Here is a 21,848-nt window from a genome sequence, read left to right as displayed (position 1 = left end):
ACGGTGTAGGGCTATACGGACAAAATATTCGTATCGTGGAACTGTTATTTCAGCATATGCAAAAGATTGAACCGTACCCGTCTGAGCTGTGTCAACCAGGGCGGCTCCGCGGCGGCCCCGGTCAGCTCGCCAGGAACCGCAGCAGAACCTCGTTGATCTCCGCGGCGTGGGTCCACAGCATGCCGTGCGGGGCGCCGTCGATCTCCACGTACTCGGCACTCGGCAGCGCCTTGGCGAATTGGCGGCCGGCGACGTCGATCGGCAGGATGTTGTCCGCCGTGCCGTGCACAATGAGGGCCGGGACATCGATCTTGGGGATGTCGGCTCGGAAGTCCGTGAGCCAGGTTGGCTGCGCCGCCGACGACGCCATGGGCCCACCCCCGGTGGCGAGGTTCCAGCCCGCGTTCAGGACCTCCTGGCTGAGCCGGGGAGTGCCCAGGAAAGTGTCGCTGTTGTAGAAGTTCTTGAAGAATTGGGTGAAGAAGGCGTACCGGTCCGCCGTCACGGCCTCCATCAGCCCGTCGAACACCGACTGCGGGACACCGTCGGGGTTGTCCTCGGCCTGCAGCACGTACGGCTCCAGCGAGGCCAGGAACACCGCTTTCGAGACCCGGGCGGACCCGTAGGTTCCGAGGTAGCGGCCCACTTCGCCGGTGCCCATGGAGAAGCCCACCAGCACGGCGTCGTTCAGGTCGAGGGTGGTCAGGAGGGTGTTGAGGTCCGCCGCGAACGTGTCGTAGTCGTAGCCCTCGGTGGGTTTGCTGGACTGTCCGAAGCCGCGCCGGTCGTAGGTGATCACACGGTAGCCCGCGCCGAGAAGCGCCGCGGTCTGCTTTTCCCACGACGAGCCGTCCAGCGGGTAGCCATGGATAAGGACCACGGCCTGGCCGGATCCGTGGTCCTCGTAGTAGAGCTCAACGTCTGTGCTGTTTTCGGTTCCAACCTTGATGTAAGCCATGCCAGCGGTCCTCCCGGTTCGGCGCAATGCGCGGTGGTTCGGTGGTTCGGTGTGGGGCGGTTCGATGTGGGGCGGTTTCGATCTGGTGTGCAGTCAGTACGTGGGCTCCACTTTAGCGGCCGGAACTCCCGCCGCCAGGGCCTGTTCACCATCCGGAATGAGGAAGTCCTCCGCCAGGTCGGCCCACTGCGGCCGGAAGGAATACAGGCAGCCGAGCCGCAGGCGGGTCGCGGCGGCGTAAGCGTCGAAGCGCGCCGGGGTGACATGCAGTTCCTTGGCCGTGGCGATGACGTGGCGGCGGGCGGTTTGGTACCTTTCGGCGGTCAGGCGGTGTTGGTGCAGGCGCAGCTGAAGGTGCACGGCGATGTTGCCGAGGTCGGCGGCGGCCTCGGCGCGGCAGGCTTCATCGAAGTCCAGCAGACCCAGGGGAGCGCCGGGATCCAGGGTGAAGATCTGCTTGTCGTGAAGGTCCCCGTGCGACCACACCAGCGGATCCGGATCGGTCCGGAGCAGCTTTTGGGCGGCCTGCCCCGCGGCCCCGCGGACGGCCGCGCGCTCGGCTTGCGCCGCCGGAATGTCCCCGGCGTGCACCAGCCACAGGTGCACCGTGTGTTGCAGTCTCGCCAGTTCGACGGCGGCCGTCCGGACAGGGAGCGCCTGGAGAGTGGGGCGGTGCGCGGGCGCCAAGGCCAGGGAATGCTGCCGGACCCAGGCCCGGGACCATTTTTGCCAGGCATTTTCAAAGACCACATCGCTGACCGCGGGGTCGATTCCCAGCTCGAACAGGGAACGGCCGGGCAGCGTCATGAGGGTGAGGCAGCCAGGGGTGGAGGAAACAATTTCCGGGGTGAGGAAGTCCCCTGCGCCGAGGAGCTCGTTCATCCGTTCGTGCCTGCCCACCGCTTCGTCGGACTGGCGGGCCCGGAAGAGCTTGAGGTGGTGCTCCCCGGCTCTGACCACGGCACGCTTGTGGGCCCGGTGCACCACCACCACCCCCAGCGGCGACGCGCGCTTCAGGGCGGGGAGACGCCGGTCGCGGCCGTCCCGCAGGAGCTCCAGCTGGCCCGCCCGGAGGTGGGCTGCCCGGACCCCTGCCCGGCCGGGAACCCCCAACTCCAGGACGTAGTCCTCCGCGGAGTCGTCGGGCCAGGAGCGGATGACCTGCCATTCGGTGTTGTCAGCATCCAGGATGGCGGCCGGGACGGGCGGGTGCCAGCCCATGGGGATCAGCTCCGGGATCCGAGGGGCCGGCTGCTGGCCAGGACGGTGGATCCGAAGGACTGACGATGCCTTACCCGGTCCTCGAGAACGCGGGTCGCCAGCGATGAGCCCGAAGGGAGCGAAGAACAGGCCAGTCGCAGCCAGCGTGCGTCCGAGTAGGCATCGAACCGATCCGGGTTGACCTGCAATTGCTCGGCCACGGCCAGCACCTTTGTGTGGGCCTTAAGGTATCGCGCCGGCGTCAGGTTACTGCGCCACATGCGCCGCTCCAGATGGAAATCCAGGTAGGCGAGGTCGCGGGCGGCCTCGGCCCGGGCAGTATCGTCGAAGTCCAGCAGCCCGAACGGGGACCGGCCGTCGCCAGCGATGATCTGCCGGTCATGCAGGTCTCCGTGGGCCCATACCAGCGCGTCCGGTACCGAGCCGAGCAGGTTCGCCGTGACGTAATCTGCCATGGCGATCAAGGTGCCACGTTGGGTGGACAATTCCGGAACATTCTCTGTGTGGCGCAGCCATAGTTTCAACCAACGGGCCACGCCCCTCGCTTCCACCTCCGGTGAATGGACCGGCAGGGCGCCCAGAACGGTTTGTCTGCTGACGTCAGACGCCGCGCTCAGCTGGGCGAGCCAGGCGCTGGACCATTCTTCCCATGCGCCGGCAAACTCCTTGTCGCCGATCGTGACGTAGTCCTCGCCGATTTCGCCGAGCGTCGGTCCGGAGAGGGCGCTCAAAACGAGGGTGTCCGGGGAGCTCTGAAGCACCTCGGGCGCCGTAAAGGCGCCGGCGTCCAGCAGGAGGTCCATCTGGGCGTACCGTTCGGCCGGGACCGCGGCCCTGCCGGGCCGGAAGACTTTGATGTAGCATCCCTCCGCCCGGATGATCGCCCGCGTGTAGGGCCAGTGGGAAATGATTTCCCCGCGCTGTCTTTCGGTCCGAAGGGCCGGCAGTTCGGGATCGTCCTCCGGCAGGATCTCAAAGTGGCCATGGCTCAGATGTGCTCCCCGAACGCCGGGCCGTTCTGCAGTCCGGACCTCAAGCAGGTATTCTCCGGGTTCTTTACCGGGCCACGCGTTGTGGACGCGCCACGCCGTGCCGGCGTCGTCGGTGTATTTCCAAAGCGGCGGGTGCCAGCTCATGCGATCAACTCCAGGGCCCGGCGGATATGCCAGCTCGTGTCGGCCGGCCAGTCGCTGGCCCGGTTCCTGAACGGGTCGACGCTGTTCAGGAACAACCGGAAGGCCGCCCAGGTCTCCACCCTGGCCTGCGATACGTGCCCGCCGGCCTCGCGGTAACCGTCGATCAGCTGGGCCGTCTTGCGGCCGCCGGCGACGGGCCCGACGCCGGCGGGGTCTGCGATGTCCTCCACCGCGGCAAAGGACCCAAGGTCTCTGGCCGGGTCGGAGGTCCTGACTCGGTCGAAATCGATGATGCGGACGGCCGGGCCGTCCACCAGTACCTGGTCCGCCGAAAAGTCACCGTGGACCATCACCGGCTGTTGCCTTCGAGGGCCGGCGGCGCCGACAGCTGCCAGGAGCCGGCCGGTGAGCGCGTCCACCGGAGCCTCGAGCCCGGGGAGCAGGCAAGTGATCATGGACCGCGTGGCCATGAGCTGGCGTACAAGGTCCTCCATGTCCGCCATCGGGTCCGCTCCGGTTCCCGCGTCCATTCCATGGATCGCCGCCAGGGCTTGGCCGGCCCGGTAGGCGGCCGGATCGTTGTCGACGCCGCCCAGGTCTCCGTGGCCCCAGTCCGGGGAGGCGCTGATGCCGTGCGCGGCGCATTCCGGGTCGGCGAGTTCGGGCAGGACCGGGATGCCGTGGCTCTGAAGCCGCTGCCGCAGGCGGAGGCCTTCGGCAGCTTCGTCAGCTTGGACGGCGGTCTTGACGACGACGGGCAGTGTCGCCGATGGGATCCTGACAACGAGCCTGCGCTCCGGGTTGTATCTCAGCACGCTGACCGGGGGGTCCAGGAAGCGCCCTGCCGCGGGGAGCGCTCCGAGCCGACGGAGTCCTTGGTCCCGGAGCCACCGCAGGTTGGGGCGCAGCGGCCAGTCCTCTTCGATGGGGCCGACAGCCACGACGACGTCACCGTGCGGACGGTCGGGCTGGACAAGCCGGATGCCGCCGTCGCGCTTTTGCGAGCTATCTGCCCGCTGCTGCAGTTTCCCGACGTGCTCCGGTGTTGTGGTCAATGCCCAGCCGTAGCTGCCGGCGCCGCTGGGATAACTGCCGTTGCCGTAGCTGCCGTTGCCGGTCCGGCGGAAGGCGACGAGGGCGGAGGTGTGCGGTTTGTAGCGGGTCCTGATGATCCGGACACTTTCGCCCAGTAGCTCGGAGAGCAGCTCGTCGTCGAGCACCCAGTTCAGGGCCGGGATCCGGGGGTCACGGGCCGCCAGGGCACGGTCAGCGTCGCGCCGCTGCGCCTGCAGCCACTGTTCCTGCAGTCTTTGTCCCTGCGGGGTGCTCATGTCGGCACCTTGAACAGTTCACCCGGCTCGGGGGTCTGCTGCCTGTGGACCCAGCCGGCAAAGCGGGAATCCGGATCGGCCAGCAATGACTGCGGCGGCCCGTCTTCCAGGATTTGGCCGTCTTCGAGCCAGATCACCCGGTCGCACGATTGGGCCGAGTTGACGTCGTGGGTGATCGTGATGGAGGTCCGGCCCTCGGTGAGTGTGTCCAGGGCGCTGAGGACCGAATCCCGGGATGCCGGATCGAGCCCGGCGGTCGCCTCGTCCAGGATCACGATCGGGGCCTTGCGGAGCATGGCACGGGCGACGGCCAGCCGTTGACGCTGGCCCCCGGAAAGATTGTTGGCCGCCTCGCCAAGGACGGTTTCGTAGCCCTGGGGCAGCGCGCGGATGAAACCGTCGGCCTGTGCGAGGGCCGCCACGGCTTCGATCTCCTCATCGGTGGCATCGAGGCGGCCGAACCTGATGTTCTCCCGGACGGAAGTTCCGAACAGCACGGAGTCCTGGAGCAGGATGGAGACGTGGGCGCGGACGGAAGCGATCTTGAGGTCCCGCAGGTCCTCGCCGCCGAGGCTGACACTCCCCTTCCACGGGTCCACCATCCGGAGGATCATGCTTGCCAGCGTGGACTTTCCGGCCCCGGAGGGCCCCAGCACGGCGCAGTGCTGACCTGCCGGTATGGTCAGGGTGATTCCCTTGAGCACCGCGGTTTCCTCGAAATGGCCGGCCCAGACGTCCTCGAACACAATGTCCGGGTGCGGGTTCCTGAGGGCGACGGCGTGCGGTGACTCGGGCACGTCACTCTGGGCCTCAAGCAGGTCCGCAACCCGTTCCCCGGAGGCCGTCGCGCGGGCGATGCGGCTCGTGTACCTGGCCACATCCTTGAGTGGCCTCAGCCCGGTTTTCAGGTAAGTGAGGAAGACGACCAGATCACCCGGGGTCATCACGTGCTGCATCACCCTCCATCCGCCGGCAGCCAGGACCACCGCCGTCGCGATTCCCGTCAGGACGTCGGTCTTCCGTTGCAGGCTGGCGGCCAGCCGCAGCGTGACCACGCCGGAGCCAAGTGCCGACTGGTTGCTCTTACTGAAGCCCGAGCTGAGGGTGTCTTCGAGTCCATACGCCTGGACTTCGCGCATTGCGCCCAACGTCTGGGCGGCGGTGGTGGCCAGGGCGCTTTCACCCTTGCGTGACTTGCGGGCCGCGGTAGTAATCGATCCCGAGTTCTTGCGGGACACCAAAACGAATATCCCGATGGACAGGAACGTCACCAGTGCGATCAAAGGATCGAGCCAAAGCATAATGAACATCATTGCTATCAGCGACACGAAATTGCCGATGAGGGGGAGCCCCGCAGTGACGGCCACATCCTGCAGCCGGGACACGTCTCCGACGAGCCGCTGGACAGTGTCGCCGGTGGAGGCGCGGCTGTGGTGGCGCATCGACAGGCCCTGGAGGTGGCGGAAGGTTCGGGCGCGCAATTCGGAGGAAATCCGGGTACCCACCAGGGCAAACGAAATCGCGGACACGTAGCCGGCCACGGCCCGGATCAGGCAGATGACAACCACCGCGCCGGCGCAGAGGATCAACACCTCCGCGCTCGCCTCCACGCTGAGCGGGGACCTGCGCAGATTGGCGCCGAGTGAGTGTGAGACGGAGTCCAGGACGATTTTCACCGGCCACGGCTCAAGAAGCCGGAAGAGGATTTCCACGGCCATAGCAATGAATCCCCAAGTGATGAGCAGCCTGTGCCCGCGCAAATGCGGGCGGACGCACCGCAAGGTCCGCCGCAGCGGTGAGAGTTCAGCCGGTGCGCTGGTGCGGGTCCGTCGCCACAAGGTCCGCCAGCTGCGGGGGTGCGAATGCCTGGCAGTAGTGGTCATTGCCTGGCCAGTCTGCGTGCAGGCGGCAGCGCCTCGGTGATCCGGGACAGCACCCCGCTCCAGCTGAACCGCTGCACGGCGTCGGTGCGGGCCTCGAGCCCCAGCCTTTCCCGCAAATTCGGGTCTTGGCCGAGCCGGAGGAGGGCGTCCGCGAGCGCGGCGGGGTCCCCGGGCGGGACGAGGATCCCGGTGCGGCCGTCCTGGATGATGGACGGGATCTGGCCCACGGCGCTCGCGATCACAGGCAACCCGGCCGCCATGTACTCAAAAACCTTCAGCGGCGAGAAGTAATCGTCCTGGCCAGGTCCGTCCGGGGGATAGGGTGCGGCGGCGGCGTCGAATTCTGCCAGGAGGCCGGGCACCGCAGCCGGCGCGACGGGGCCCGAGAAAACGGTCGGCACGCCGAGGGATTCGGCGAGGCGTTCGAGGTCCTGCCGGCCGGGGCCGTCACCCACCACATGGAGCTGCCAGCGCAGGCCCGGGTCGGCGGTCTGCTGGTTGGCCAGGGCGACACCGTGCAGCAAGCCGGGGACACCGTGCCAGGGCTTCAAGGTTCCGACGAACCCGACGGTGAGGTGGTCCGGATTCCGGCGGCCGGGGCGGCGGGCCGTGATCCGTTCGACGTTCACTCCGTTAGGCGCCAGCACGGTCCTGGCGGTCGGCACCCGCGCCCGCACCCAGCGGACCACGGGATCCGAGACGCAGGCCACGACGTCGGCCGTCGCGGCGTTGCGGCGGAAGACCGTCTCAGCCTTCTTCACGTCGAGCAGCTGGCGGTACCGCTGCTGCTCCTCGATCAGCGGCGCATTGACCTCCAGCACGGACGGCACGTCCAGGATGCGGGCCACCACGGACAGCGCCGGGCTGAACAGCGAATAGCGCTCGTAGAACAGCCCGCAGCCGTTGCGCAGGACCTCGTCCGCCAGGCCCAGCGCGGCGTCCTGGACCGCCCGTTCCCGCGCGGAGGCGGGGACGGATTCCGGCTTGACTTCGACGACGTCGAGATCGGCAAGGTCGCTGGGCCGCTCGGTGCCGAGCAGGGTGCAGTAGACGGTGACGGCGGCGCCGGTGCCGCGCCACGCCCGGACGATTTCCTGGACATGGACGGAGGAGCCCTTGGTGCCGAAGACAGGAACGCCGGGGTCGGCGCAGAGATAGGCCACGCGGGTCATGCGACTCTCCTTTCAGAACGGGAGAGGGACCTCAGGAGCTCGGCCTGGCGGTGGACGTCGTAGTCCTCCTCGATCAGGGCGCGGGCGTTGCGGGACATGGCTAGCCTGTCCGTGGCCGGGGAGCCGAGCGTGCAGATGCCGCGGGCCAGGGCGTGCGGGTTGCCCGGCCGGACCAGGACCCCGGTGGAGCCGTTCCGGACTACTTCGGGGATCCCGGTGACGGATGTGCTGACGCAGGGGACGCCCGTGGCCATGGCCTCGAGCAGGACCGTGGGCATGCCGTCCGCGTTGCCGTCGGCGCCGACCACGCAGGGCGCCACGAAGACATCGGAGGAGTGGAGCAGCTCGTGGACCTGGTCCTGGGTCTGCGGGCCGAGGAGGCGGACATGGGCGTCGAGTCGGAGCTGGCCGATGCCGGCCTCCAGTTCTTCGGCCATGAGCCCGGTCCCGGCGATCCGGAGGTCCAGTTTGACTCCTTGGTCCAGCAGTTCGGCGGCCGCGGGCAACAGATACTGGAAGCCTTTTTTCTCCACCAGGCGCCCGACGGCGGCGATCCGGAGGGTGGCTTCGAGCGGCCGGGGCTCCCGGTACGGGAAGCGCTCCAGCTCCAGGCCGTTGCGCACCAGATGGAGCCGGGCTGTCGAGGACGGGAAGCGGCGGCGCAGGTAGCGCATGTTGTACTGGCTGATGGTCACGGCGTGGTGGGCCTGCTCGAGCTTGAGCCGCAGGTCCTCGTCCTGGACCGATTCATGGAAGATATCCACCGCGTGCGCGGTGAACGAGAACGGGATGCCGGTGATGAGGGACGTCAGCCGGGCCACGGTGGTTGATCCCGAGGCGAAGTGGACGTGCATGTGCCGGATGTTGCGGTTCTGCAGCGCGGTGGCCAGATTGATGGCCTGCACGGCGTCGTCTGCCGAGGCGGCGGCGAGTTCGCCCAAATTCCGGCCGACGGCGGCTGTGAGCCCGGCCGCGTCGGCCATCCGGAGGCTCTCCCACAGGGCCACAGTCTTGATGGGGCGGTCAATGTACGTCACCGGTGCCTGGACCCGGGCGAGCTCGGGGTGGAACCGGGGGTCGTCGGTGGGACGGAGCGAGAAGATTTCGATCCGGTCCCCGGCGGCCTCGCGGGCCAGGATCTCCGAAACGATGAACGTTTCGGAGAACCGCGGGTACATCTTCAGGACGTACGCCGTCCCGGGTTCAAACGGCGACACGGCTGGCACCTTTCACGCTCGCTGCGGCCTCGCTTTCGTCCGCGCTGAATTGTTCGGCACTGGCCCGTTCGGTGGTGACCTGATCGGCACTGTCCCGGTCCGCTTGGGCCAGCTCGGTAGTGGCCAGCGGCCGCAGCAGCTCGGCGGCCAGCTGCGGAACCCGGATCAGGCCGTCCAGCACCGCACGACGGCGGTCCACGGTGGTGCCGAACCGGGCGGCCAGCCAGGCCGCCAGGATCTCCGGCGTCAGCGTGCCAATCTCGTGTTGCTCCAGGTACCCGGCCGCGGCGAGGGACTCGGCCCGGATCCGCTGCTCGGCGCGCGACTGAGTGCGGGGCACGATCAGGGCCGGGACAGGGGTGCTCATGATTTCGCACACCGTGTTGTAGCCGCCCATGGCCACGACGGCGCCGGCGTGCCGGATGTGGAACACGATGTCATCGACTGCGGCGACCACTTTGACGCCGGGGCGGGCCCGCTGCCGGAGGTCATTGAGCTGCTCGGCGGGCATCTGGGGCCCGGCGACCACGAGGTGTCCCAGCCCGTCCGGGACCGGCGTGGCGACGGCGATGCGGGCCAGGGCATAGCCGTCCGAGCCGCCGCCGACCGTCGTCATGCAGTACCGCCCGGGCATGCAGCTGGTGCCGGAGGCCGGAGGGCGCCCCACGGCCAGGTAGCCCGTGTACCGGATGAGCTTTCGGAGGGCGAACGGTATTTCGCCGGCGGCCACGGGATCGTGGACGGCGGGATCGCCGTAGACCCAGATGGCGTCGAACAGGTCCTTCACCACGCGGGGACCGCCCACCCTGGCCCATTCGGCGAGGGCCGCTGCGGGCGAGTCGAGGACCTCGCGGAGGCCCAGCACCACGCGCACGGGCCCGGCGGTGCGGGCATGGCGCAAGGCTGTTTCGAGTTCGCCATGAACGCCCGTGGCGTGCCGGTCGACCACCACGAGGTGGGGGGAGAAGCCGGCCAGCGTTGCCTGCAGCAGCCTGGCCCGCAATGGCACGAGCTCCCCCATGGGCAGGGTCAGGTTCCGCGGCAGGTAGCCCGCGGAACCCTTCGCCACACCGGGAAGGAGCACCCAGTCCCACCTCTCGGGCAACCGGAACGCCGGTGCGAGGGCTGTGCCCGTGATGAGGATTCCGGTGACGGGGCGGCCGATCAGCCCGGGAAGCTGATTGTTCAGTGCGTGGGCCAGTGCCAGATTCCGACGCACATGTCCCAGGCCCACTGAATCATGTGAGTACAGCACTATCCGCAGTGGCTCCACAACAATCCTCCCCCGCCCCCGGTGCCCCCGGACAAGGCCGCGGTCGCGACTGTGTCCGGGCAGGTGCTGTCTGATGATAAGCATCAGCGTGCGCCCCGAGAGTGAGGGTGGGATGAGGGGAAGATGAAGGATTCCTCATCCAAGGGCCCGCTTTTGCGGCGCCGCGCTTAGGCACGGGCACCAGCGGGTGCGGTTCAGAGGGGAGGCGCGGGCCAGAGGGCGGGGGCAGGTCAGACGGCGGGGCAGGTCAGACGCGGACGCCGGAGGTCTGCAGGGGGATCCGGATCAGGAAGGTGGCCCCGTGGCCGTATTCGGATTCCACCGTGGCCACGCCCCCGTGTGCCTGGGCGATGGCCGCGACAATGGCAAGGCCCAGTCCCGAGCCCTCCACGCCGCGGCCGGTGTGCGCCCGGCCGAACCGTTCGAAGATCCGTTGCTGGTCCTCGGCGGCGATGCCGATCCCGTCATCGCGCACCCACAGCACGAGGGTGTCCTGCGGGGGCAGCGAGGTGCCGTCGTTCGCCGTCGGGCGCTCAATCCGGGAGCCGAGCGCGATTGTGGAGGACGGCCCGGTGTACTTGACGGCGTTCGCGGCGAGCTGGACCAGTGCCTGGGTGAGGCGCTGCGGATCCGCCTCCACCACGTAGTCAGCTCTTTCATCGATCTGCCAGTGCCGGTCGGCCAGGACGTGCACCTTCTCCATGACCTGATCCAGGAGCTCCGGGACCCGGACGGGTTCACGCTGGATGAAGCCGATCTCGCCGGAGTTGGCGAGCAGCAGGAGGTCGTCCACCAGGCGCTGCATCCGGTCCACCTCGTCCAGCAGCACGTCCCTGGTGGCAATGACATCGTCCGGATCATCGACCGTCACGAGCTCGAGGTGCCCGCGGAGAATGGTCAGCGGGGTCCGCAGCTCATGGCCGGCGTCGTCCAGGAACTGCTGCTGTTGCTGGGCGCCCTCATCGAGTCTTTCCAGCATGGTGTTGAAGGTCTTGGCAAGCAGGGTGACGTCGTCCTCGCCCTTGCGCACCGTCACCCTTTGCGTGAGGTCCTCCGGGCCCACCGCCCGGGACGTCTCGCGCATACGGCGGAGTGGATCGAGCAGCCGGCCCGCAACCACGCTGCCGATCACCGCTGCAGCCAGAAGCATGCCGAGGGCCACCAGCGAATACGTCCGCACCGAGCTGGCGTTGTGCTCGCGTTGATCGCCGGCGTCCCGGCCGACCAGGAAGAATGTCCCGGGGGCGCCCTTCATGGGCACCACCACTGTCCTGAGTGGACGGCCGTCCGAGTTCAGCTCGCCGAAGGACGCGCCGGCCGGGTTGCTGAGCTGGGCAGCATCGGCCAACATGCTGTTGTTCAGGAGGTTGCTGTCTCCGTTACCTTCAACGGTCCATGCCACATGCCCATCCACTATCCCTGCCATGACCTCGTTGCTGCGCGGCTCGATATCCTCCGCGGCCTCGTGAAGGGCGCTGACGTACGTCCTGTTGGCGTAGTCACCGGACGTTTTCTTCTTTGTCTGGACGACCTTGACCACGGCATTCGCCTTGTCGAGAACCGCCTGGTCGGTCCTGGCATCAGAGTCCTGGAACTGGACCACGAACGTGACCATCCCGGCTGTGACCACCCCGGCGAGCATCATGCCCAGCATGGCGGCCACCACCCGGAAACGCACCGAGTGGATCTTTGCGCCCCAGCCGGACGGGTCCTGGGTTTCCGCCTCAGGGAAGGCAACCGCCGGCGCGGCCTGGCCGTCTTCACTGGGATGTTCATCCAAGGTGGCCACTCTGTTCCCTTCCTGCGCGGATCAGCTTGCTATGCCTAGCTGAGGCGGTACCCGGCGCCGCGGGTGGTGAGGATCCGGTCCGCGCCGAGTTTCATCCGCAACTGGCGCACGTACACATCCACCACGTTGGACGTGCCGTCGAAGTCGTAGCCCCAGACATGGCTGAGCAGTTGCTGCCGGCTCAGGACCTGCCCGGGGTGGAGCAGGAACATTTCCACCAACGCGAATTCGCGGGCAGAGAGTTCCACCATCCTGCCGTCGACGCTGACCGAGTGGGTGAGCAGGTTCAGCTCCAAGTGCCCGTAGCGCATGACGCTTCCCGCCAGCACATCGCCGGTGTCCGACTTGCGGATCCGGGCCTTGATGCGGGCCACGAGTTCCTCGAAGTGGAAAGGCTTGACGATGTAGTCGTCGGCGCCGCCCTCCAGCGCTGCGACGGTGTCGCTGGATGATCCGCGGGCCGTGAGGAAGATGACCGGGATGCCCACCTGGCCGCGGCGCAGTGCCGCGAGGACGGCGTACCCGTCCAGGCGGGGGAGTCCGATGTCGAGGAGCAGGAGATCAAATTCGCCGCTGGAGGCGTAGTCCACGGCCGTGACGCCGTCGGCGACCACCGTGGGCACGTAGCCGGCCGCGCGCAGGCCCTTTTCGATGAAGCGGGAGATGCGTTCTTCGTCTTCTGCAATGAGGATGCGGGTCAAGGTGACTCCCTGGACAGCCCGGCTCCGGAAGGCTCCCCTAGCCGCGCATCTGCACGGTCCTCTTCGCGGGATCCTGGGCCTGCTCCAATACTGCGGCGTCTCCTACATGTGACTGGGAGGAATTCCGGGGCCCCAGCAGCCTCGATCAGCCCGGAGTGCGGGCCGGACCCGTGCCCCGTTGTGTGGGGCCGGCGGTTGAGCTGGTGCGGACCCGTCAGGGCGGCGCGGCGGGACGTGCTGGACCGCGCGCTGGACAAGAGGCCCCTGCGTCGGGGCGACTGAACGTTCTTGATTCAGAAGGAATGGACATCTGGTGCTCCTCCAGAGGACGGCCCCACGGCGTGGGGTTCCATCGGGCAGCTGCGGCTGAGACTATTCCCGCTTCTTTCATCCTGCCCCCGTAATGGAGCCTGCGCCACCTCTGATCGGTTGATTTTCAGGCTGTTAACAGCTCACTCGCAGGAGCTGGCCCCTGCCGGCCCGTTATTGCCCAAAAAGCGCGCCTGTGAGCTGGTGAGTCAGGTCGTGGATGAGGTCCAGGCGGTCCGCACTGTCGGCGTCGTCCGGGCCCCACGTGTAGATGACCACCGCGTAGGAGCGGTCGGCGGCGCTGAGCAGGGCGGCGTCGTGGACGTAGCCCTGCACCACGCCGTACTTGTGGTGGACCGTGATGCCGGGGGCGACGGCGGCCGGGATGAGGTCCTCGTCATTGGTGTGCTGCATGTAGCCGAGCAGCTCCGCGGTGTGATCGGCGTTGAGCAGCTTGCCCGTGGTGAGCTGCGCCAGGAGCCGTGCCATGTCCGTCGGTGCCAGCAGGTTTTGTTCGGGATCGTAGGTGATGCCGAGGGTGGCGGCGTAGGCGGTGAGGTTGGGGTAGCCGATGTCCCGCATCAGCAGGAGCCATGAGTCGTCGCTGCTGGTGTTGATCATGGCTTTGAGCTGGAACGCGGCATTGAACGCGCCCAGGGGAGCATCGAGTGACTTATCGCCGGTTTCCACGAGGTGGTAGTAGGCGGCGGCCGTCAGGACCTTCGCGGTGCTCGCCGCCGTGTAGGGTGCCACGTCGCCGTAGCTCTGCAGCTGGCCGTCGCGGGTGTCCAGCACGGCGACGCCGATCCGGTGGTCGGGGTGCGCGCCGATGATCCGCTGCATCTCGGCGGGAAGGTCGACGGCGGCGGCCGCCGGGGCTGCCGGTGCGGTCTCCGCCGGCTCCTGCTGCTGGGCGACGGTCAGGACGTCACTGGTCAGGAAGTCGCGGGTCAGGAAGTCACGGGTGTGGGAATCGCTGCCGGGTGCGGTGCGGATCGCGCCGAGGACCACGACGGCGGCCAGCACCAGCACGGCGGCGGCCCAGACGAGCACCACGTTCCTGCGGTGGGTGGGAGCGGCGGGCCGGGGGCCCGGATTCGTCATGTACGTGGGCCTTTCCGGACTCGACTGGGTGGTGCCTCCGACGTTAGGCCGGGCCGGGGGCGAAGTCCACGGAGCGCGCGGGGCGCGGCCCAAGTGGGACAAAAATCCCAGATGCGGGTCCACTACGCTGGCATTCATGACCCGGAAAATAACTGTCAGCCTCCCGGACGCCGCGCTGCGTGAGTATCTTCAGCCGCACCCGGACGTCACCGTCCTGGAGTGGGACCTCGCCGGTGAGCCGCCCCTGCCGCGGATCGACATCGTGGTCCCGCCGTACATGGGCGGCCCGGAGGTCCTGCGGAGCCTGGCAGCGGTGGACACGGCCCTGGTGCAGAGCCAGTCGATCGGGTACGACGGCGTGGCGGAGTTCCTGCCGGCCGGGCGGGTCTTCGCCAACGCGTCCGGCGTGCACGAGACCTCCACCGCGGAGCTGGCGCTCGCCCTGATCCTCGCCAGCCAGCGCGAACTGCCCCGCCTGATCCAGAACCAGCAGGAAGGACGGTGGGACGCCCGGCCCACGGCCAGCCTGGCCGACCGCCGCGTCCTGATCGTTGGCTACGGCGGGGTGGGCAAAGCGATCGAGGACCGGCTCCTGCCGTTCGAGACCACCGTGACCCGGGTGGCCAGCACCGAACGGACCGATGACCGCGGCCGGATCCATGGCATCGCCGAGCTGCACACGCTCCTGCCGGAGCACGACATCGTGGTGGTGGGGGTTCCGCTCAGCGACTCCACCCGGCACCTGATTGATGACGCCTTCCTCGCGGCCATGCCGGACGGCGCCCTGGTGGTGAACGTGGCCCGCGGCCCGGTGGCGGACACGGAGGCCCTGGTCCGGCACACCGCCTCCGGCCGGATCCGCGCCGCGCTGGACGTCACTGATCCCGAACCCCTGCCGCAGGACCACCCGCTCTGGCGGACCCCGGGCGTCATCATCAGCCCGCACGTGGGCGGCGCGAGCTCGGCCATGCGCCCGCGTATGGGCCGGCTGCTGCAGCGGCAGATCGAGATCATGCTGGCGGGCGAGCCGCCGGCGAACGTGGTGCTGAACGGCTAGTTGGGCGCGGGCAACGGCTGGGGCGTGTCGCTTTAGCCCTCCTGGGTTACGGCCGACATGTCGCCGACGCCAGGGGTGCCGTCGGCGAGCGCGTAGCGCTGCAGCACCGCGCCCTTCGGTGAGGCGACGACCGGCTCGATGAGCCTGAGGTTCGTCGGAACCACCCCGTCCGCGAAGACCTTCTTTCCGCCGCCGAGAAGGATCGGATACACCCAGAGCGTGAGTCGGTCGAAGAGCCGCTCGGCGAACAGGGTCTGCACGAAGTCGAGGCTGCCGATCACGTGGATGTTCTCGTGCCGGTCGCGCAGTTCGCGCACGGCGGCGGCGGTATCAGGACCGAGGAGCGTGGAGTCGGCCCACTCGAGGTCAGGCGTCCTGCGCGAGGCCACATATTTCGGGATGCGGTTGAACAGCCGCGCGATGTCACCGTTGGCGTGCGGCCAGTACGCGGCGAAAATGTCGTAGGTCCGGCGCCCGAGCAGCAGCGCGTCCATCCCCGCCATCCCGGAGACGACCTGCCCGCCGACGACCTCGTCGATGAGGGGCGCCTGCCAGCCGCCAAACGCGAAGCCGTCGGCAGGGTCCTCGTCCGGCCCGCCGGGCGCCTGCGCAACGCCGTCGAGGGTGGTGAACAGGTCGATATGGATGAGTCCCATGCCGTGCTCCTTCTCCGTCGCCCGTCGTCGCCGCGGCGACGGGATCACTTCGAGGCTGGCACACCGTTCCCCTGCGAAGCAACAGGTTTCAACGGCTCCCGGCGGTGTCCACCACGCAGAACCTGTTGCCCTCCGGATCGGCCAGGATCACGTAGTCGGCGTCCGCGGGCCGCTTGCTCCATTCGACCCGGGTGGCGCCCAGGGCCAGCAGGCGCTGCACCTCGGCGTCCTGGGTGTCCGTGTAGAGGTCCAGGTGCAGGCGCGGGGGAATCTGGACGGCCGCGGGGACCCGGTCCAGGGAGATGCAGGTGCCCACCCCGCCCGGCGGCTGGAGGATCACGAAGTCGCCGTCGGGCTCGTACCGCGGCTCGTAGCCCAGGGCTGCCTGCCAGAAACTCATCTGGCGTTCGAGGTTGTCCACCCGGATGACGATTGAGCCAATGCGCAGCATCCGGATCAAGCTACACCCGGGCCGCAGGCCCGGCAAGCAAACGCAGCCCGGCAAGCGGCCCGGGTCGGCAAGCAAACCGCGCATTTGAGCATCGCCGCAGGCCCGCCCCCCCGATTCGCCCTCAGAGGAACCCGGCCCACTCCCGGGTTCGGGACGTAAACTGACCCTCACATCGTTCTGTGTGAGACAGTCTGTGACGCGTGAAGTGGAGACCGGATGCTCTGGAAACTGCTCGTCGAATACCTGAGGCCGCAGCGGCGGCTGCTGTTCGCCGTCATCGTCTTCCAGCTGGCGGCGTCCATTGCATCCCTCTACCTGCCCACCCTGAACGCGGACATCATCGATCAGGGCGTGGCGAAGGGGGACACCGAGTACATCCTGCGCATCGGCGGGCTCATGCTGGCGGTTACCCTGCTGCAGGTCATCTGCACGGTGGTGGCCGTGTACTTCGGGGCGAAGGCCGCTATGGCGCTGGGCCGGGACGTCCGGGGCGCCATCTTCAGCCGGGTCGCCGCGTTCTCCGAGCAGGAAGTCACCAGGTTCGGCCCGCCCAGCCTCATCACCCGCTCCACCAACGACGTCCAGCAGGTCCAGCAGTTGGTTCTGATGTCCGCCACGCTCATGGTCACGGCGCCCATGCTCTGCATTGGCGGGGTGATCATGGCCATCCGGCAGGACCTGCAGCTGTCCTGGCTGATCGCCGTCAGCGTCCCGGTTCTGCTGGCCGCGGTGGGTTCGATCATCTTCCGGATGGTGCCGCTGTTCCGGGTCATGCAGGCCCGGATCGACACCGTTAACCGGGTGCTGCGCGAGCAGCTCACCGGTATCCGCGTGGTGCGGGCCTTCGTCCGGGAGGACGTGGAGACGGCCCGCTTTGCCCGCGCCAACGAGGACGTCACGGACACCGCGCTGCGCGCCGGCCGGCTCATGGCGCTCGCGTTCCCCACCGTGATGCTGGTGCTCAACGTCTCCAGCACAGCCGTGATCTGGTTCGGCGCGTTCCGGATCGAGGACGGCTCCATGCAGGTGGGGACCATGATCGCGTTCCTGAGCTACCTGATGCAGATCCTGATGTCCGTCATGATGGCCACCTTCATGGCGATCATGATCCCGCGCGCCGCCGTCTCCGGGGACCGGATCGGCGAGGTCCTCGGGACCGAATCCAGCGTCCGGCCCCCGCGGCGCCCGGTCTCGCGCGCGGCCGGGCGGGCAGCCCGTGGCGAGCTGGAGATGCGCGACGTCGGATTCGCCTACCCGGGCGCCGAGCAGCCGGTGCTGTCGGACGTGAACTTCACCGCCCGGGCGGGGCAGACGACGGCGATCATCGGCAGCACCGGCTCCGGCAAGACCACCTTGGTGAACCTGATGCCGCGGCTCTTCGACGCGACCTCCGGCTCGGTCCGGATTGACGGCGTGGACGTCCGCGAGCTCCACCCGGACCTGCTGTGGGGGCACATCGGCCTGGTCCCGCAAAAGCCCTACCTGTTCTCCGGGACGGTGCGCAGCAACCTGCTCTACGGCAAACCCGACGCCACCGAGGACGAGCTCTGGCGGGCCCTGAGGATTGCGCAGGCGCAGGATTTTGTGGAGGAGCTGGAGGGCGGGCTGGACGCGCCGATTTCGCAGGGCGGCACCAACGTCTCCGGCGGCCAGCGGCAGCGGCTCGCGATTGCCCGGGCGCTGGTGAAACAGCCCGAGCTGTACATCTTTGACGACTCCTTCTCCTCGCTGGACACCGCTACGGACGCCCGGCTGCGGCAGGCACTCAAGCAGCACACCGCCGGGGCCACCATGGTGATCATCGCCCAGCGGGTCTCCAGCATTGTGGACGCGGACCAGATCCTGGTGCTCGAACGCGGCAGGATCGTAGCGCACGGCACGCACGAGGAACTGCTGGAGGCATCGGAGACGTACCAGGAGATTGTGAACTCCCAGCTCGCGGCGGAGGAGGCAGCATGAGCCGCACCGACAAGGCGCCGACGCCGGCTCCCGCAGCCGCTCCCGCTGCCGGGGCTCCCGGGGCGCCCGGGGCTCCCGCGGCGCAAACCCCGCTGCGGATTCCCCGCCCGGCGGGTGGCCCCGGCCGCGGCGGCCCGTTTGCCGGGATGAACATCCCGGCCGAGAAGGCCATGAACTTCGGCCCCTCCGCCCGGCGGCTGCTGGGGGAGCTGCGGCCCGAACGGCTGTGGCTGGTGCTGGTCCTGCTGCTCGCCGTCGTCGGCGTTACGTTCTCGGTGATCGGGCCCCGGCTGCTGGGCGAGGGCACCAACCTGATCTTCGCCGGCGTCGTGGCCAAGCAGCTGCCGGCCGGGGAGACCCAGGCCCAGGTGATCGCCCAGATGCGCGCCGCCGGGCAGAACCAGCAGGCGGACATGCTCAGCGCCATGACGCTGACCCCCGGCACCGGGATCGACTTCACCGCGCTGGCCACCGTGCTGCTTTGGGCGCTGGTCCTGTACGTGCTGGCCTCGGTGTTCGGCTGGATGCAGGCCTATATCCTCAACGGCGTGGTGCAGCGCACGGTCTTCCGGCTGCGCGAGCGGATCGAGGCGAAGATCAATAAGCTGCCGCTGCGCTACTTCGATTCCGTGCAGCGCGGCGAGCTGCTCAGCCGGGTGACAAACGACGTCGACAACATCTCCCAAAGCCTGCAGCAGTCCATCAGCCAGGCGGTGACCTCGGTGCTGACTGTGGCCGGCGTGCTGGTGATGATGATCCTGCTCTCGCCCACGCTGGCGCTGATCGCGCTGGTGACCATACCGCTGACGCTCGTGACGACGGCGGTGATCGCCAAGCGCTCGCAGAAGCTGTTCGTGCTGCAGTGGCGGCACACCGGCGAGCTAAACGGGCAGATCGAGGAGACGTACACCGGGCACGCACTGGTGAAGGTGTTCGGCCGGCAGCGTGAGGTGGAGGAGCGGTTCCGGCAGAAGAACGTGGAGTTGTACCAGGCGAGCTTCGGCGCGCAATTCATTTCGGGCCTGATCATGCCGGCCATGACGTTCATCGGGAACCTGGTCTACGTGGGGATCGCCGTGGTGGGCGGGCTGCAGGTGGCCTCCGGGGCGATGCAGCTGGGAGATGTGCAGGCGTTCATCCAGTACTCCCGGCAGTTCACCCAGCCCCTGGCCCAGCTGGGGTCCATGGCGAACCTGTTGCAGTCCGGTGTGGCCTCGGCCGAACGGGTGTTTGAGCTGCTGGATACGGACGAGCAGTCGCAGGATCCTTCGCCGTCTGAGGCGCCTTCTGGTGGCCGGGGGCGGCTGGTGTTCGAGGACGTGTCCTTCTCCTATTCGCCGGACAAGCCGCTGATTTCCTCGCTGAGTTTGGTGGCGGAACCGGGGCAGACGGTGGCCATTGTGGGTCCGACCGGCGCGGGCAAGACCACCCTGGTGAACCTGATGATGCGCTTCTACGAGCTCGACGCCGGCCGCATCACGCTCGACGGCGTGGACGTCACCGCGATGACCCGCGACGGGCTGCGCTCGCGGATGGGCATGGTGCTGCAGGACACCTGGCTGTTCGGCGGGACCATCCGGGACAACATCGCCTACGGCCGGCCCGGCGCCTCGGAGGCCGAGATTCTGGAGGCCGCGAAGGCGACGTACGTGGACCGCTTCGTCCGGTCCCTGCCGGAGGGCTACTACACCGTGCTCGACGACGAAGGCGGCAACGTCTCCGCCGGCGAGAAGCAGCTGCTCACGATCGCCCGGGCGTTCCTGGCCCGGCCGTCCGTGCTCATCCTGGACGAGGCGACTTCTTCCGTAGATACGCGGACCGAGGTGCTGGTGCAGAAGGCGATGAGTGCGCTGAGGAGCGACCGGACGTCGTTTGTCATTGCCCACCGCCTCTCCACCATCCGCGACGCCGACCTCATCCTGGTGATGGAGGCCGGGCAGATCGTCGAGCAGGGGACGCACGCTTCATTGTTGGAGGCGGGCGGGGCGTATGCGGCGCTGTACGCGGCGCAGTTCGCGGCTCCTGTTGCGGAGGTTTAGGGAAAACAACAATTCGTCTGTCGGCCTCAAGACGGAGACAATTAGCATCTTGCGCAAATCAACTTTACGTAATATCCGCTATCGGTCGCCGGCACGGAGGCAGAGACTTCCGTAGTAACAGAGCTTCGGGTAGGGCGAGCCTGTCCGCCGGCCGGGCGGCGTCCCTCAGAAACTGCAGCGTTCGCTTAGCTGCTCCGTCGGCTGTCGTCAGGGATGAGTCTGAGACCTTCTCTGGCCAGTGTCAGAAAAGTCCGAATGAAACCCTATTCTGACAAGCTTTCGGCCGCCTGCCGGACGTCAGGTTGGGGTGTGCTTAGGTCGACGTCTTGAGCCTCCTTTGCATGCCAACTGCAACTTCCAAATCCCATCCGGACGGGCCGCCTGCCCTCCCTCGATCTGACCAGCCGGATCGGAAACCAGGGCAGGCTTCCTACCGCAAGCTGCAGCTCTAGGGCCCTCAGTCGCAGCGACGGTAGGAAAGCGGTGTGGACCAGGACTTCCCTGTCAACGGCGTAGACCCCGAACGTCCGTCCAGTGAAGGCCTTGGCCGTTTCGAAGGTCCAGTGCCTGCCGTCGAGGTCAGCCAGCACCATATCGTCGCTGCCTGCGGAACCGGCCGCCCTCGCGAGCAGGCGGATCCTGTCGCCGCCCACGGCCCCTTCGCTGAAGTCGGACGGCGGCGGCGTGACCACGACTGCCAGCTCAACGTCGCCGGCTGGCCGGCAGGACAGTTTCCCATGTGCAATCGATGCAGGCCACGACGGCAGGCGCCGTAGCCTTCAGCGCGTCCCCGAGGGGGACGGCTTCGATGGCAAACCAGTTGTCTTCAGCGTTCCGCACAGCGATCCCGCCTACCCCGGAGCCGACGTGAAGAACGGCCCGGAAGTCCATGCCGAGGTGGCGTTGCCGCTGGGCAAGGAAGCCGGGCCGCGGCGACGTGGGAGTTTTGCCTTCGCCCCTGACCACGAGCCCCTTCGAGGTGGGCGCCGTGAACCCTGGAAGCCCTCGAACACCAATCCAGTCCAGGTCTTCCACTCCTAGCTCCAGCGCGTCGCCGTTGAGTTCAATTTCCCCGACGAGCGGGGTTTCGCATGGTTTTGCGTGCCATCCGGTGGAAGCGGACGTTGTGGCGGGCCCACCGGGTGAAGAATTCTGTGCTGCCGGAGGTCAGGTCACCGGTGAGGTTGTTCAGGTCCCTGTCCCGGGGGTTGCGGCCGGATCCGGTGCTCATTGCCGCGGTGATGTTGTCGGCGAGAGCGTCCCAGTCGACGAAGAAGTCTTTGGACCGTGGGTCAAGGAACATGAAGTGGGCAAGGTTCAGCGGAAGCGTCTCAGGGCTGGGGGTACCGGTGTACAGGGCGAAGCACCGGTTGTCCGCGGGCACGGTGTGCATGCGAGCATTCCGGACGTAGGCGGCGTGTCCCGGCCATCCCGGCCAGGACTCTATCGACGCTGCGGCGCACTTCAACCCGTGTCCGTCGGGCACGGGTCACCTGTGAGGGTGCGGCGGCTTTGGCCAGATCATAAAGTTTTCGGCAACGGGAGTGTATCGAAGCCAGCGAAAGCGTCCCTGGCTGTACTATCCAAGCACC

The 21,848-nt window shown here is 67.9% G+C and carries 18 protein-coding genes; 3 read left to right on the top strand and 15 right to left on the bottom strand.

The annotated features are described in order from the left end of the window. Nucleotides 1–121: 121 nt before the first annotated feature. From AC1DBX_RS19740 to AC1DBX_RS19690, 11 genes are all read right to left on the bottom strand, one after another. Complete coding sequence (locus AC1DBX_RS19740) at nucleotides 122–958, bottom strand: alpha/beta fold hydrolase (protein WP_476932559.1); 837 nt, start codon at nucleotides 956–958, stop codon at nucleotides 122–124. Between the two features lie 93 nt (nucleotides 959–1,051). Continuing rightward, nucleotides 1,052–2,179, bottom strand: coding sequence for a phosphotransferase (locus AC1DBX_RS19735; protein ID WP_476932558.1), 1,128 nt, complete (start codon nucleotides 2,177–2,179; stop codon nucleotides 1,052–1,054). A gap of 5 nt (nucleotides 2,180–2,184) precedes the next feature. After that, on the bottom strand, nucleotides 2,185–3,315 hold the full coding sequence (locus tag AC1DBX_RS19730) for a phosphotransferase (protein WP_476932557.1): 1,131 nt from the start codon (nucleotides 3,313–3,315) through the stop codon (nucleotides 2,185–2,187). Next, complete coding sequence (locus AC1DBX_RS19725) at nucleotides 3,312–4,646, bottom strand: phosphotransferase family protein (RefSeq protein ID WP_476932556.1); 1,335 nt, start codon at nucleotides 4,644–4,646, stop codon at nucleotides 3,312–3,314. The genes AC1DBX_RS19730 and AC1DBX_RS19725 overlap by 4 nt, the downstream gene beginning before the upstream one ends. Next, the gene (locus AC1DBX_RS19720; protein WP_476932555.1) at nucleotides 4,643–6,529 is read right to left on the bottom strand and encodes an ABC transporter ATP-binding protein; all 1,887 of its coding nucleotides are present in this window, start codon (nucleotides 6,527–6,529) and stop codon (nucleotides 4,643–4,645) included. Before AC1DBX_RS19720 ends, AC1DBX_RS19725 begins: the two co-directional genes overlap by 4 nt. Further along, on the bottom strand, nucleotides 6,526–7,701 hold the full coding sequence (locus AC1DBX_RS19715; protein WP_476932554.1) for a glycosyltransferase: 1,176 nt from the start codon (nucleotides 7,699–7,701) through the stop codon (nucleotides 6,526–6,528). Before AC1DBX_RS19715 ends, AC1DBX_RS19720 begins: the two co-directional genes overlap by 4 nt. After that, nucleotides 7,698–8,918, bottom strand: coding sequence for a glycosyltransferase (locus AC1DBX_RS19710; RefSeq protein WP_476932553.1), 1,221 nt, complete (start codon nucleotides 8,916–8,918; stop codon nucleotides 7,698–7,700). The genes AC1DBX_RS19715 and AC1DBX_RS19710 overlap by 4 nt, the downstream gene beginning before the upstream one ends. After that, the gene (locus AC1DBX_RS19705) at nucleotides 8,905–10,137 is read right to left on the bottom strand and encodes a glycosyltransferase family protein (protein WP_476932552.1); all 1,233 of its coding nucleotides are present in this window, start codon (nucleotides 10,135–10,137) and stop codon (nucleotides 8,905–8,907) included. Before AC1DBX_RS19705 ends, AC1DBX_RS19710 begins: the two co-directional genes overlap by 14 nt. A 301-nt stretch (nucleotides 10,138–10,438) precedes the next feature. Then, on the bottom strand, nucleotides 10,439–11,971 hold the full coding sequence (locus tag AC1DBX_RS19700; RefSeq protein ID WP_476860490.1) for a sensor histidine kinase: 1,533 nt from the start codon (nucleotides 11,969–11,971) through the stop codon (nucleotides 10,439–10,441). A gap of 44 nt (nucleotides 11,972–12,015) precedes the next feature. After that, nucleotides 12,016–12,681 carry a response regulator transcription factor gene (locus tag AC1DBX_RS19695; RefSeq protein WP_223913445.1) on the bottom strand — a complete coding sequence of 222 codons (666 nt, stop codon included), beginning with the start codon at nucleotides 12,679–12,681 and terminating at the stop codon, nucleotides 12,016–12,018. A 483-nt stretch (nucleotides 12,682–13,164) separates the two neighbouring features. Continuing rightward, entirely contained in the window at nucleotides 13,165–14,094 is a 930-nt protein-coding gene (locus tag AC1DBX_RS19690; protein ID WP_476932551.1) for a serine hydrolase, read from the bottom strand. 136 nt (nucleotides 14,095–14,230) lie between these two features. Here AC1DBX_RS19690 and AC1DBX_RS19685 point away from each other — a divergent pair, with 136 nt between their 5' ends. After that, complete coding sequence (locus AC1DBX_RS19685; protein ID WP_476932550.1) at nucleotides 14,231–15,151, top strand: 2-hydroxyacid dehydrogenase; 921 nt, start codon at nucleotides 14,231–14,233, stop codon at nucleotides 15,149–15,151. A gap of 32 nt (nucleotides 15,152–15,183) precedes the next feature. Here AC1DBX_RS19685 and AC1DBX_RS19680 read toward each other — a convergent pair whose 3' ends face one another. Both AC1DBX_RS19680 and AC1DBX_RS19675 read right to left on the bottom strand, forming a co-directional pair. Further along, entirely contained in the window at nucleotides 15,184–15,807 is a 624-nt protein-coding gene (locus AC1DBX_RS19680; protein WP_476932549.1) for a dihydrofolate reductase family protein, read from the bottom strand. An 88-nt stretch (nucleotides 15,808–15,895) separates the two neighbouring features. Then, nucleotides 15,896–16,258: a VOC family protein gene (locus AC1DBX_RS19675; protein WP_476888172.1), complete on the bottom strand. Its 363-nt coding sequence runs from the start codon at nucleotides 16,256–16,258 to the stop codon at nucleotides 15,896–15,898. 216 nt (nucleotides 16,259–16,474) lie between these two features. Here AC1DBX_RS19675 and AC1DBX_RS19670 point away from each other — a divergent pair, with 216 nt between their 5' ends. Continuing rightward, nucleotides 16,475–18,217 carry an ABC transporter ATP-binding protein gene (locus AC1DBX_RS19670; protein ID WP_476932548.1) on the top strand — a complete coding sequence of 581 codons (1,743 nt, stop codon included), beginning with the start codon at nucleotides 16,475–16,477 and terminating at the stop codon, nucleotides 18,215–18,217. Further along, nucleotides 18,214–20,256 carry an ABC transporter ATP-binding protein gene (locus AC1DBX_RS19665; RefSeq protein WP_476932547.1) on the top strand — a complete coding sequence of 681 codons (2,043 nt, stop codon included), beginning with the start codon at nucleotides 18,214–18,216 and terminating at the stop codon, nucleotides 20,254–20,256. The genes AC1DBX_RS19670 and AC1DBX_RS19665 overlap by 4 nt, the downstream gene beginning before the upstream one ends. Nucleotides 20,257–20,958: 702 nt before the next feature. Here the strand turns inward: AC1DBX_RS19665 and AC1DBX_RS19660 are convergent. After that, nucleotides 20,959–21,291: a hypothetical protein gene (locus AC1DBX_RS19660; protein ID WP_476932546.1), complete on the bottom strand. Its 333-nt coding sequence runs from the start codon at nucleotides 21,289–21,291 to the stop codon at nucleotides 20,959–20,961. Between the two features lie 28 nt (nucleotides 21,292–21,319). After that, nucleotides 21,320–21,649: an MmyB family transcriptional regulator gene (locus AC1DBX_RS19655; RefSeq protein ID WP_476932545.1), complete on the bottom strand. Its 330-nt coding sequence runs from the start codon at nucleotides 21,647–21,649 to the stop codon at nucleotides 21,320–21,322. Nucleotides 21,650–21,848: the final 199 nt, after the last annotated feature.

The organism is Arthrobacter sp. 10N44_2, assembly GCF_056394385.1.
This window is presented reverse-complemented; position numbering and strand designations above follow the sequence as displayed.

Bases quoted from the DNA above. Each gene is read 5' to 3' on its own strand.
- AC1DBX_RS19740 (WP_476932559.1), bottom strand. From the start codon at position 958: ATGGCTTACATCAAGGTTGGAACCGAAAACAGCACAGACGTTGAGCTC.
- AC1DBX_RS19735 (WP_476932558.1), bottom strand. From the start codon at position 2,179: ATGGGCTGGCACCCGCCCGTCCCGGCCGCCATCCTGGATGCTGACAAC.
- AC1DBX_RS19730 (WP_476932557.1), bottom strand. From the start codon at position 3,315: ATGAGCTGGCACCCGCCGCTTTGGAAATACACCGACGACGCCGGCACG.
- AC1DBX_RS19725 (WP_476932556.1), bottom strand. From the start codon at position 4,646: ATGAGCACCCCGCAGGGACAAAGACTGCAGGAACAGTGGCTGCAGGCG.
- AC1DBX_RS19720 (WP_476932555.1), bottom strand. From the start codon at position 6,529: ATGACCACTACTGCCAGGCATTCGCACCCCCGCAGCTGGCGGACCTTG.
- AC1DBX_RS19715 (WP_476932554.1), bottom strand. From the start codon at position 7,701: ATGACCCGCGTGGCCTATCTCTGCGCCGACCCCGGCGTTCCTGTCTTC.
- AC1DBX_RS19690 (WP_476932551.1), bottom strand. From the start codon at position 14,094: ATGACGAATCCGGGCCCCCGGCCCGCCGCTCCCACCCACCGCAGGAAC.
- AC1DBX_RS19685 (WP_476932550.1), top strand. From the start codon at position 14,231: ATGACCCGGAAAATAACTGTCAGCCTCCCGGACGCCGCGCTGCGTGAG.
- AC1DBX_RS19680 (WP_476932549.1), bottom strand. From the start codon at position 15,807: ATGGGACTCATCCATATCGACCTGTTCACCACCCTCGACGGCGTTGCG.
- AC1DBX_RS19675 (WP_476888172.1), bottom strand. From the start codon at position 16,258: ATGCTGCGCATTGGCTCAATCGTCATCCGGGTGGACAACCTCGAACGC.
- AC1DBX_RS19670 (WP_476932548.1), top strand. From the start codon at position 16,475: ATGCTCTGGAAACTGCTCGTCGAATACCTGAGGCCGCAGCGGCGGCTG.
- AC1DBX_RS19665 (WP_476932547.1), top strand. From the start codon at position 18,214: ATGAGCCGCACCGACAAGGCGCCGACGCCGGCTCCCGCAGCCGCTCCC.
- AC1DBX_RS19655 (WP_476932545.1), bottom strand. From the start codon at position 21,649: ATGCACACCGTGCCCGCGGACAACCGGTGCTTCGCCCTGTACACCGGT.